The 9,439-nt window shown below is 66.8% G+C and carries 13 protein-coding genes; 3 read left to right on the top strand and 10 right to left on the bottom strand.

Features of this window, described 5'->3' with window-relative positions:
• Positions 1 to 14 precede the first annotated feature (14 nt).
• Entirely contained in the window at positions 15 to 587 is a 573-nt protein-coding gene (locus ACQ7JA_RS12430; RefSeq protein ID WP_430898067.1) for a porin family protein, read from the bottom strand.
• Between the two features lie 171 nt (positions 588 to 758).
• Entirely contained in the window at positions 759 to 1,355 is a 597-nt protein-coding gene (locus tag ACQ7JA_RS12425; RefSeq protein ID WP_430898065.1) for an alpha-ketoglutarate-dependent dioxygenase AlkB family protein, read from the bottom strand.
• 52 nt (positions 1,356 to 1,407) lie between these two features.
• Here ACQ7JA_RS12425 and ACQ7JA_RS12420 point away from each other — a divergent pair, with 52 nt between their 5' ends.
• Positions 1,408 to 1,986: a molybdopterin-dependent oxidoreductase gene (locus ACQ7JA_RS12420; protein WP_430898063.1), complete on the top strand. Its 579-nt coding sequence runs from the start codon at positions 1,408 to 1,410 to the stop codon at positions 1,984 to 1,986.
• A 12-nt stretch (positions 1,987 to 1,998) separates the two neighbouring features.
• Here the strand turns inward: ACQ7JA_RS12420 and ACQ7JA_RS12415 are convergent, their stop codons facing one another.
• The 7 genes from ACQ7JA_RS12415 to ACQ7JA_RS12385 all read right to left on the bottom strand — a co-directional run bounded on the left by ACQ7JA_RS12415 (position 1,999) and on the right by ACQ7JA_RS12385 (position 7,186).
• Positions 1,999 to 2,361 (bottom strand): hypothetical protein, encoded by a 363-nt coding sequence (locus tag ACQ7JA_RS12415; protein WP_430898061.1) that lies wholly within the window; start codon positions 2,359 to 2,361, stop codon positions 1,999 to 2,001.
• 124 nt (positions 2,362 to 2,485) lie between these two features.
• Entirely contained in the window at positions 2,486 to 2,863 is a 378-nt protein-coding gene (locus ACQ7JA_RS12410; protein WP_430898059.1) for an MAPEG family protein, read from the bottom strand.
• Positions 2,864 to 2,883: 20 nt separating this feature from the next.
• Positions 2,884 to 3,711, bottom strand: a complete 828-nt coding sequence (locus ACQ7JA_RS12405) for a Rossmann-like and DUF2520 domain-containing protein (protein ID WP_430898057.1) — start codon at positions 3,709 to 3,711, stop codon at positions 2,884 to 2,886.
• Position 3,712: 1 nt separating this feature from the next.
• Positions 3,713 to 4,291, bottom strand: a complete 579-nt coding sequence (locus ACQ7JA_RS12400; RefSeq protein ID WP_430898055.1) for a DUF924 family protein — start codon at positions 4,289 to 4,291, stop codon at positions 3,713 to 3,715.
• A gap of 32 nt (positions 4,292 to 4,323) precedes the next feature.
• The gene (locus tag ACQ7JA_RS12395; protein ID WP_430898053.1) at positions 4,324 to 5,067 is read right to left on the bottom strand and encodes an MgtC/SapB family protein; all 744 of its coding nucleotides are present in this window, start codon (positions 5,065 to 5,067) and stop codon (positions 4,324 to 4,326) included.
• An 8-nt stretch (positions 5,068 to 5,075) separates the two neighbouring features.
• Complete coding sequence (locus tag ACQ7JA_RS12390; protein WP_430898051.1) at positions 5,076 to 5,342, bottom strand: hypothetical protein; 267 nt, start codon at positions 5,340 to 5,342, stop codon at positions 5,076 to 5,078.
• Entirely contained in the window at positions 5,342 to 7,186 is a 1,845-nt protein-coding gene (locus ACQ7JA_RS12385) for an aminopeptidase P family protein (RefSeq protein ID WP_430898049.1), read from the bottom strand. Before ACQ7JA_RS12385 ends, ACQ7JA_RS12390 begins: the two co-directional genes overlap by 1 nt.
• Before the next feature lie 123 nt (positions 7,187 to 7,309).
• Here ACQ7JA_RS12385 and ACQ7JA_RS12380 point away from each other — a divergent pair, with 123 nt between their 5' ends.
• Positions 7,310 to 7,657: an MmcQ/YjbR family DNA-binding protein gene (locus ACQ7JA_RS12380; RefSeq protein ID WP_430898047.1), complete on the top strand. Its 348-nt coding sequence runs from the start codon at positions 7,310 to 7,312 to the stop codon at positions 7,655 to 7,657.
• An 81-nt stretch (positions 7,658 to 7,738) separates the two neighbouring features.
• Positions 7,739 to 8,359 (top strand): hypoxanthine-guanine phosphoribosyltransferase, encoded by a 621-nt coding sequence (locus ACQ7JA_RS12375; protein ID WP_430898045.1) that lies wholly within the window; start codon positions 7,739 to 7,741, stop codon positions 8,357 to 8,359.
• A gap of 114 nt (positions 8,360 to 8,473) precedes the next feature.
• Here ACQ7JA_RS12375 and ACQ7JA_RS12370 read toward each other — a convergent pair whose 3' ends face one another.
• Positions 8,474 to 9,424: an NAD(P)H-dependent flavin oxidoreductase gene (locus tag ACQ7JA_RS12370; RefSeq protein ID WP_430898043.1), complete on the bottom strand. Its 951-nt coding sequence runs from the start codon at positions 9,422 to 9,424 to the stop codon at positions 8,474 to 8,476.
• Positions 9,425 to 9,439 lie beyond the last annotated feature (15 nt).

The raw sequence follows: 9,439 nt of genomic DNA, 5'->3' as shown, positions 1-9,439 counted from the left end.
GCTGTGCGAAGCGCTTAGAAGCTGTACTTCGCGCCGATGGTCAGCACGTCGGCCTTCTGGCCGAAGTCCTTGCTCTTGCCGTAGCGTTCGTACTCGGCGATCAGGGCCACGTCCTGGTTCAGACTGTATTGCGCGCCCACGGCGCCATAGGCTTCGGTCTTGCTGCGGCTCATGCTCGCGGCAGCGTTGACGAGGTGCAGCTCGCTCTTGTTGCGGGCCGCGCCCAGCTTGCCGTAAACCGAGAACTGTTCGTTCACCGGCAGGGTTGCCTTGGCGGCCAGGTAGGCGGAGTGGCCTTCGGTTTCGCCACGCACATTGGCGCCGCCGATGCTGTAGTTGACGTCCGACTTGCGGAAATCGGTGTAGCCGGCTTCGACGCCCCAGGTCTGGTTGAACTCGTAGCCGCCGAAGATCTTGCCGGAAGCCTTCCAGCCTTCGGTGTCGACGTTCGACGCGCCCGAGAGCTTGTAATCATGATCGGCGCTGGCGATACCGGCGCCGACGTAAGCGCGCGGTGCGGTCTGCTGGGCCTGCGCTGTCGACATGGCGGCGACGGATGCGATCAGTGCAACGATGAGCTTGTTCATGCGTGAATCCTTTACTTGTCTGGTTCACGATTCACAGTGAATCGCGATAGCCCAAGATAGCACTCAAGCAATCTAAAATCCGTCCCAAAGCCGTAAAAACTGTAAGCAAGTGTAACTTAATGACTCATCGGTTAGATATTTTCTCGAAAGATACCGAATATAGCGTGCTGATTAGTTGATTTTGCGGAAAGTTAGGTTGATTCGCGCGCCGATGGGGCGACTCGACTTATTGATTCCATGCAACCAATGGGTCTGGAGGGCGCCGGCCATGAAGAGCAGGCTGCCATCGCCGAGCGGCAATTTGAGGGTCTCTTTCGTGGCCTTGTGGCGCAGGATGAAGGTACGGGTGGCGCCGAAGCTGAGCGAGGCAATGGCCGGCTCCTCGCCCAGTTCCGGCTCGTCGTCGCTGTGCATGCCCATGCTGTCGCGGCCGTCGCGATAATAGTTGAGCAGCACGCTGTTGTAGCTGCGCCCGGTGGCGCTTTCCACGGCACGGCGAATGGTATCGAGCAAGGGGGTGAAGGGCAGCGGCGCAAGCTGCAAGCCGGAATAACGGTAGCCCTTCGCGCCATGCCAGGCGCTCAGGCGCGGCTGCAGGTGGCGCTTGCCATACACCACGATGGTCTCCTGGCGCCAGTCCGTTTCCGCGACCAGGCGCGCCATCACCTCCGCGTTCGGCCAGGGCAGCGGCAGTTGCGCCAGCCAGCCGAGCTCGCCGTCGCGGACCGGGATCGGCGTCAAGCTGGTGCTTGAAGAAAATAAGTCCATTGTGCAAATTTCATGGCTAAGATGGCGGCTTCACCGTTCACCCTATTTTCTCATGGACAAACGTCACTTCCTGGGCGCCGCGCTGGCCGCCGGCAGCCTTCCGGCCCTGGGTGCGCCGACGCCGAAATCGCCGGCCGGCCCGGCCCTGCTCACGATCAGCGGCGAGATCCGGCGCAGCAACCGCGGCGCCCTGGATCCGGTGCGCGACCAGATGATGTTCAAGCAGAAGCTCAGCTTCCCGCGCGCCTTCGCCCTCGATTTCGCGATGGTCGCGGCGCTGCCGGCGCGCTCCATCCAACCGACCCTGGAATACGACGGCAAGCCGCATGCCCTGCGCGGCCCGCTGCTGGCGGACGTGCTGGCGCTGGCCGGCGCGCAGCCGCCTGACGCGGCGAAGGTGGTCTTGCGTGCGGTGGACGGTTATGCGGCGGCCATTCCGATGGCGCAGGTACGCACGTGGAAGATGATCGTGGCGACGCACCTGGACGGCCAGCCGATGGCGCTGGGCGGGCTGGGCCCCTTGTGGGCGGTCTACGATGCGGACCGGGTGCCGGAGATGGCGGCGCGGCCGGTTCGGGAACGTTTCGGCGCCTGCCCCTGGGCGCTGTACCACATTGAAGTACAGGCCTGAGACAGGCAGGAATCAGGCGTAGGCTTCGGCCAGGCTCATCACGCGCGGCGTCACGGTGACGCCGACGTTGCCGAACAGCGCCTCGATGGCAGCCAGGTTGGCGGCGCACTCGTCGGCCTTCCAACCGTTGAACAGGTCGGTGCCGTCCTTCTGGAAGTGCAGGTCCAGCACTTTGCCCTTGTCTTTGTGGATATAGCTCTGCTGATGGGAATTCTTGAAGCCGAGTTCGGCCAGGCCCGCCAGCACGGTCTGCGGCGGATTGTCCGGATCGGTCGCCAGGAAGACGCCAAAGGTCTTGCCGGGCGGCTTCGCGGCGACGTCCACTTCATAGATACCCGGGGCCTTGGTGACGCTGGTGCTCTTCAGGAACAGCATGGTTTTTCCTTTTTCCTCTTGTCCGCGCGGCGCGGCAGGAGGGCGCGGCGGAGTGCTTGTCTGGTCAATTCCTAGCTTATTGCCACGCGGGAACTTTGTCACCCTTTGTCTGACCTTTTTTGGTTTATCGCAGCAATAGACCAAAAATAGTGCCGCTAATTAACAACGCGCAGGCCACCATGCCGGTAATGAAGCCGATCTCGCGGCGCGCCGGATCGCGGTAATAGCCAAGGGCATAAGCGATGCGGCCCAGGCACCACAGCATGCCGCCCGCGGCCGCCCACAGGTCGCCCAGGAACCAGGCGCACATCCACAGGGGAACCAACAGCAGGGGCAACTGCTCCAGGGTATTTGCCTGCACCCGCTGGCTGCGCTGGAACGCTTCCGGTCCGTCCATCGAGGGCGCGGGGATGTTGTGGCGGATGCGGGAACGGCCGGCATTCACGCCGGTCCAGAAATAGACGCCAAGCGCGGCCAGGGTGGCCCAGGCGGTGAAGAACATTGGAACTCCTTGCGTAAGAATCAGGCGCCGCGCTTGCGGCGCGCGAGGTCGCGGGTCGCCGCCACCAGCGCTTCGTACAGGCGCCCGGTCGCCGGATCCCAGCGGGTGACGGCGTCCTGCTGGCGCGCCACGGTGGCAACATCGCCACGCGCCACCGGGCCGCTCAGGGCCGCCTCGGGCCCGATGCGGAACACGTTCGCCAGCGCTTCGCTCGCCAGCGGACGCGCCAGCTCGCGCGCGACGCTTTCCGGCACCCCGGCCGCGGCATAGGCGCGCAGCGCGGCGTCCAGCACCGTCACCAGGTAGTTGGAGGCGAACACCGCCGCCGCATGGTAGACCGTCTTGGCGGCCGGGTCGATCCGCACCAGCCGGGCGCCGATGGCTTCGAAGACAGGTTCGAGCACCGCCAGCGCCTCGGGGTCGCCCTCGACGCCGCACCAGGTGCCGGCGAAGGCGCCGGCCACCGCATCGGGATCGGCGAAGCTGCGCACCGGATGCACGCTGGCGACAAAGGCGCCGGCGGCGCGCGCCGCGGCGAGCTCGGTGGATGCCTTGGCGCCGCTGCAGTGGAACACGACGCTGCCTGCGAGCGGCTGGCTGCCTGCCAGGGCCGCGCAGGCGGGCGCGATGGCATCGTCGCCCACCGCCAGCATCCAGACCCGGGCCGGGTGCATCTGCTTCACATCGTCGCAGGCGCGGCCGGCGCCGATGAAGGCGGTGGCCTCCATGGCGCTTCCCGGGCTGCGGGTCAGGACGTCCTGGACGGCCAGGGCGCCCGTGGCGGCGAACAGGCGCCCCAGCGTGCGGCCGACGTGGCCGGCGCCGACCAGGTTCAATGCGGGCGCCACCTCAGAAACTGGAGCCGGGCAGTTCCAGGAAGGCCAGCTCTTCCGGGTTCGAAGCGCGGCCCAGGATGGCATTACGGTGCGGGAAGCGGCCGAAACGGGCGATCACGCCGCGGTGGCGGTGCGCATAATCGAGGGCCTCGTTGAAGCCCTCGTGTTCCTGGGCCAGCGCGGTGAACAGGGTCACGGCCTGTTCCTGCATGCGCGCGTCCTCGGCGTGCTCGAACGGCATGTACACGAACTGGCGCTCCACCGGCAGCAGGGTCAGGTGGGCGCCGGACTCCACCAGCTGGCGCGCCGCGCCCAGGGCCAGCAAGTCGCCGCCGAAGGATTCCGGCTTGTTGCGGAAGGCGTTGCGGGTGAACTGGTCGAGCACCAGCAGGCGCGCAAGAAGGCCGCGCGGACCGATCTCGTCCCACTCGCGCAGGCCGCCGGCCACGGCCTGGTGGATCAGGGCGCCGAAGCGCTCGCGGATCTGGGCGTCGAAGGCCTCGTCCTTCCTGAACCATTCGATGCGCTGCTTGCCATGTCCTTCGCTGCCTTCGGGCAGGAACCAGAAATCGAGTACGTCTTGTGCTTGCATGGGTCAACCCCGTTTTGGATAGCGTGTTGTTCTTAGTTGCGTGCGTGGGACAGCTGGAAAGCTTCCAGTCCCTCGAACTTGGCCAGCTCGTCGGCCAGTTCGGACAGCGGCGCCCCGCTCTTCCTGGACAGCGCCAGCGCCACGAAGCGCCATTCCTGGCGCCCTTCGTCGCTGGCGATGGTGAGCGAGCTGCCGGCGATCTCGTAGCCGCGCTCGAGCGCCGCCGCGCGCAGCACCTCCTCGCGCGGCAGCACCTGCGGCTTGAAGCGCATCCGCACCGCCACCGCGTGGCGAGAAGGCAGGAAGGATTCGAGCCGGTTCAGGTAGATCATGATCATGCCCGAGAAGAAGGCCAGGCCCATTGCCGCCATGTAGAAGCCGACGCCGACCAGGATGCCGATCGCGGACGAGGCCCAGATCGAGGCCGCGGTGGTGAGCCCGCTGATGTTGAAGCCTTCGCGCATGATGACGCCGGCGCCCAGGAAGCCGATGCCGGTCACCACGCCCTGGATGATGCGGGTCGGGTCGATCGGCGCCAGCACGCCGCCGTGGCCGCCGTACCAGAAATCCGGATAGCCGGCCAGGATGGTCAGGGCCGCCGAGGCCATGCACACCAGCCCATAGGTGCGCATGCCGGCCGCGCGGCCGTGGTAGGCGCGCTCGTAGCCGACCAGCAGGCCCAGCGCCAGCGCCCCGGCCAGGTGCAGCAGGATCAGGCCATTGGTGTAGAGCTGGTTCTCGGACCAGTAGGTGGCAAAGAGGTGGTGCGAAGGCATATAGGTAGTCAGCTTCCCGGCTTCTTGCGCACCAGCTGCTTCTCGAACTCGACGTCGTTCTTGCTGATGCGCTTGACCTCCTGGGGACCGAGGCCGTTCACGAACGCGACGAAGTCATCCAGCTCGAGCGGCGCATTCAGCGCCGGCGCGCCGGGCGCCTCGGAGAGGAAGAACAGCCCGTCGCCGGTGCGCGCCATCGAGTAGCCGGTATTCCCGGTGCGCTTCTTGAGGCGCTCGACCGCCGCGCTGGCGCGGGTGGAACGTGCGCCGGCCACTAGATTGCCTCCGTGCGTTTGATCAGCCAGTCGTGCGCCGCGCCGCTCACGTGCGGCGCGAGGCGCGCGCGGACGGTGGCGTGGTAGGCGTTCAGCCAGGCGATTTCGTCATCGCGCAGCAGCGCGCGGTCGAGCGGACGGGTGTCGATCGGGCACAAGGTCAGGGTCTCGAAGCCGAGGTACTCGCCGAACTCGGTGCTGTCGACAATCCCGTTCAGCACCAGGTTCTCGATGCGGATGCCCCAGCGGCCCGGGCGATAGATGCCCGGCTCGATCGAGGTGATCATGCCCGGCTCCATGGCGGTGTGCGGGTCCGGCGGCACGGCCGGCGAAATCGTCTGCGGGCCTTCGTGCACGTTCAGGAAGTAGCCGACGCCGTGGCCGGTGCCGTGGCCGTAGTCGATGCCGGCGGCCCAGATCGGCGCGCGCGCGATGGCGTCCAGCAGCGGTGCGCGGGTGCCGCGCGGGAAGCGCGTGCTGGAGAGGTTGATCAAGCCCTTGAGCACCAGGGTGTAGTCGCGCTTCTGCGCTTCCGACGGGGTGCCGACCGGGATCACGCGGGTGATGTCGGTGGTGCCGCCCAGGTACTGGCCGCCCGAGTCGATCAGCAGCAGGCCATCGCCTTCGATGGTCGCGCAAGTCTCTTGCGCGGCGCGGTAGTGCATGATGGCGCCGTTCGCGTTGAAGCCGGCGATGGTCGAGAAGCTCGGGCTGATGAAGTTCGGACGGCGCGCACGGCTTGCCGTGATGTGGGTGTCGATCGCGACTTCGTCCAATGGCGTACGGGCATCCGGCGCACGGCCCGCGTTTTCGAGTTCGGGTTCCAGCCACGAGAAGAATTCGCACAGCGCCGCGCCATCCTGTTCCATGGCGGCGCGCACGTTGACGGCTTCGCTCTCGAGCTTCTTCGACTTGGCGAAGGTGGTCGGGTTGATCGCCTCGACCACGTTCACACCCTGGCTTACTGCGGCGCGCATGCCGGCGGTCACGCGGCGCGGGTCGAGCAGCAGGGTGGCGCCGTCCGGCAGCGCGGACAAGGCGGTGGCGGCGTTCGCATACGGGGCCAGGTGCACGCCGTCCGATTCCAGGCGGGCGCGGACATCCGCCGGCACCTTGCCTTCGCCGACGAAGAGGGTCGCATCGGCGCGGCCGATCAGGGCGTGCGCCAGGAACACCGGGTTGAAGCTGACGTCGGCGCCGCGCAGGTTGAAGAGGTAGGCGATGTCGTCCAGCGTCGAGATGAAGTGGAAACCGGCGCCATGCTGCTCCATCGCGGCGCGGGTGGCGGCCAGCTTGTCGGCGCGCGCCATGGTCGCGTAGGGCGGCAGGTGCTCGAAGACGGCGTCGGCCGGCAGGCTCGGACGCTCGCTCCACACCTCGTCGAGCAGGTCGACATCAAGGCGCAGGCGAATGTTCTTCGCCGTCAGCGCGTCCGAGAGCAGGCGGGCGCCGGCCAGGCCGAGCACGCGCGCGTCGACTGCCACGGTCTGGCCTGCGCCCAGGTTCGCGGCCAGCCAGTCCACGTGCAGCTGGCTGGCGGCGCCGGGGATCTTCATCAGGGCGATCCCGGTACCGGCCAGCTCGGTCTCGGCCTGGGTCCAGTAGCGGCCATCGGTCCACACGCCCGCGAAATCCGCGGTGGCGATGAAGGTGCCGACCGAGCCGGTGAAGCCGGACAGCCACTCGCGTCCCTTCCAGTGTCCGGGCAGGTATTCCGACAGGTGCGGGTCGCTCGAGGGCACGACATAGGCGTCGATGCCGGCGCGCGCCATCGCGCCGCGCAGCGCCGCGAGCCGCTGGGCAATGGTGGAAACCGGGGCTTGTTCGAATACTGGAGTGGACATGGCTTGGTGGGTCAGGTTGTTTTCCAAGCCACGTATGATACGCCGCAATGCCCCAACGTGGCGCGTTGCCTTATTGCGCCAGGACATCATCCGCTACAATGTTCGAAAGAACAGGAGACCGACATGGATTTCGAAGCGGCCAAGGACATCTGCCGCAGCCTGCCCGGCTGCACGGAGGATACCAAGTGGGACAACGACACCGTCTTTTCGGTGGGCGCCAAGATGTTTGCAGTCACCAACAAGGACCTGCCCGCACAGGGGTTCAGCTTCAAGGTCGACGATGACCGTTTCCTCGAGCTGACCGACCGGCCCGGCATCATTCCCGCGCCCTACCTGGCGCGCGCCAAGTGGGTCTACGTCACGCAGGACGCCGGGCTCGACGACGCCGAGCTGGCCGGCCTGCTGCGCCGCTCATACGAGCTGGTCTTCGCCAAACTCACCCGCAAGCTGCAGCGCGAGATCACTGCTTGAATGCAAGCGGAACACCCCTGCACCCTCGCCGGGCGCATAATCGACCCGCCCTTCTTTCAAGAACCTGAACCAAGAGTGAACATGCAAGACTACCACCACGACCGTGCCCGCGCCCTGCTGGAGGGCGCCACCCAGATCGTCACGCCCGAAGAAGTGCAGGCCGCCGTCAAGCGCGTCGCCGTGCAGCTCAACACCCGCTTCAATGCGGAGAAATCCTTCCCGCTGGTGCTGGGCGTGATGGGCGGCGCCGTCGTCTTCACCGGGAGCCTGCTGCCCCAGCTCGACTTCCCGCTCGAATTCGACTACATCCACGTCAGCCGCTACGGCGACGCCGACCGCGGCGGCCAGATCGTGTGGAAGGTCATTCCGCGCCAGGACGTCACCGGCCGCATCATCGTGGTCGTCGACGACATCCTCGACGAAGGCGAGACCCTGGCCCACGTGAAGCAGCGCCTGCTGGACATGGGCGCGGCCGAAGTCATCATCGCGGTGTTCGCCGACAAGGACCTGAAGCGCGCCAAGCCGATCAAAGCCGACCTCATCGGCCTCACGGTGCCGAACGAATTCGTGGTCGGCTTCGGCATGGACGTGTACAACTACTGGCGCAACCTGCCGGGGCTGTGGTCGATCAGCCAGGCCGACCTGAGCGCGGCCGAGCCGGAACCGGAGTTTCCCGTTCCCGACGCGAAGAAGCTCGATTGATTCGTAGGGTGGACGGGGACGCCTAGTCGGCTTTGCCGTCCGCGCGTTCAACTCCCGGATGCGCAGTAGCGGCTCACCGGTGATTTGAACGCGCGTTCGGCGAAGCCGAACACCCTACAAAAGGCGCGCGCGCGCCGCGGCGTATTCGGCCTTCAGCCGCTCCACCATCTCCGCCACGCTCGGCACGTCGTCCATCAGGCCCACGCCCTGCCCCGCGCCCCAGATGTCGCGCCAGGCCTTGGCGCTGCCGGAACCGAAGCTCATCTTGCTCTTGTCCGATTCCGGCAGGTTGTCGGGATCGAGGCCGGCCGCGACGATCGACTTCTTCAGGTAGTTGCCGTGCACGCCCGTGAACAGGTTGGTGTAGACCACGTCGGCCGCCGTCGATGACACGATGGCGTCGCGGTAGGCGTCGCTGACGTTCGACTCTTTCGTCGCCAGCCAGCGCGAGCCGATGTAGGCGAAGTCGGCGCCCATGGCCTGGGCGGCCAGGATGGCGTCGCCGGTGGCAATCGAACCGGACAGCGCGATCGGGCCCTTGAAGAACTTGCGCACCTCGCCGACCAGGGCGAAGGGCGACAGCGCGCCCGCATGGCCGCCGGCGCCGGCGGCCACCAGGATCAGGCCATCCACGCCCGCTTCCAGCGCCTTCTCGGCGTGGCGGATCGAGACCACGTCGTGCATCACGATGCCGCCATAGGCGTGCACGGCGTCCAGCATCTCCTTCGGCGGCGCGCGCAGCGAGGAGATGATGATCGGCACCTGGTGCTTCACGCAGACCTCGACGTCGTGCGCCAGGCGGTCGTTCGACTGGTGCACGATCTGGTTCACCGCGATCGGGCCGACCTTCTTCCCCGGATTGGCGGCCTGGTAGTCGGCCAGCTCGGCCTGCAGCTCGGTGAGCCAGGTGTCGAGCAGTTCGGCCGGGCGCGCGTTCAGGGCCGGGAAGGAACCGACGATGCCGGCCTTGCACTGGGCCGCCACCAGGGCGGGACCGCTGGCGATGAACATCGGCGAAGCGATGACGGGAAGGGTCAGGTCTTGCAGCACGGGTGGCAAGGTCATGGGCAGCTTTCGGTG

The sequence above is a fragment of the Massilia sp. BKSP1R2A-1 genome, assembly GCF_050586525.1.
Classification (GTDB): domain Bacteria; phylum Pseudomonadota; class Gammaproteobacteria; order Burkholderiales; family Burkholderiaceae_D; genus Telluria.
The sequence above is the reverse complement of the archived record's forward strand: the minus strand, read 5'-3'. Positions and strand labels throughout refer to the sequence as shown.

Bases quoted from the DNA above. Each gene is read 5' to 3' on its own strand.
- ACQ7JA_RS12400 (WP_430898055.1), bottom strand. From the start codon at position 4,291: ATGCAAGCACAAGACGTACTCGATTTCTGGTTCCTGCCCGAAGGCAGC.
- ACQ7JA_RS12410 (WP_430898059.1), bottom strand. From the start codon at position 2,863: ATGTTCTTCACCGCCTGGGCCACCCTGGCCGCGCTTGGCGTCTATTTC.
- ACQ7JA_RS12420 (WP_430898063.1), top strand. From the start codon at position 1,408: ATGGACAAACGTCACTTCCTGGGCGCCGCGCTGGCCGCCGGCAGCCTT.
- ACQ7JA_RS12375 (WP_430898045.1), top strand. From the start codon at position 7,739: ATGCAAGACTACCACCACGACCGTGCCCGCGCCCTGCTGGAGGGCGCC.
- ACQ7JA_RS12385 (WP_430898049.1), bottom strand. From the start codon at position 7,186: ATGTCCACTCCAGTATTCGAACAAGCCCCGGTTTCCACCATTGCCCAG.
- ACQ7JA_RS12395 (WP_430898053.1), bottom strand. From the start codon at position 5,067: ATGCCTTCGCACCACCTCTTTGCCACCTACTGGTCCGAGAACCAGCTC.
- ACQ7JA_RS12370 (WP_430898043.1), bottom strand. From the start codon at position 9,424: ATGACCTTGCCACCCGTGCTGCAAGACCTGACCCTTCCCGTCATCGCT.
- ACQ7JA_RS12380 (WP_430898047.1), top strand. From the start codon at position 7,310: ATGGATTTCGAAGCGGCCAAGGACATCTGCCGCAGCCTGCCCGGCTGC.
- ACQ7JA_RS12430 (WP_430898067.1), bottom strand. From the start codon at position 587: ATGAACAAGCTCATCGTTGCACTGATCGCATCCGTCGCCGCCATGTCG.
- ACQ7JA_RS12425 (WP_430898065.1), bottom strand. From the start codon at position 1,355: ATGGACTTATTTTCTTCAAGCACCAGCTTGACGCCGATCCCGGTCCGC.
- ACQ7JA_RS12415 (WP_430898061.1), bottom strand. From the start codon at position 2,361: ATGCTGTTCCTGAAGAGCACCAGCGTCACCAAGGCCCCGGGTATCTAT.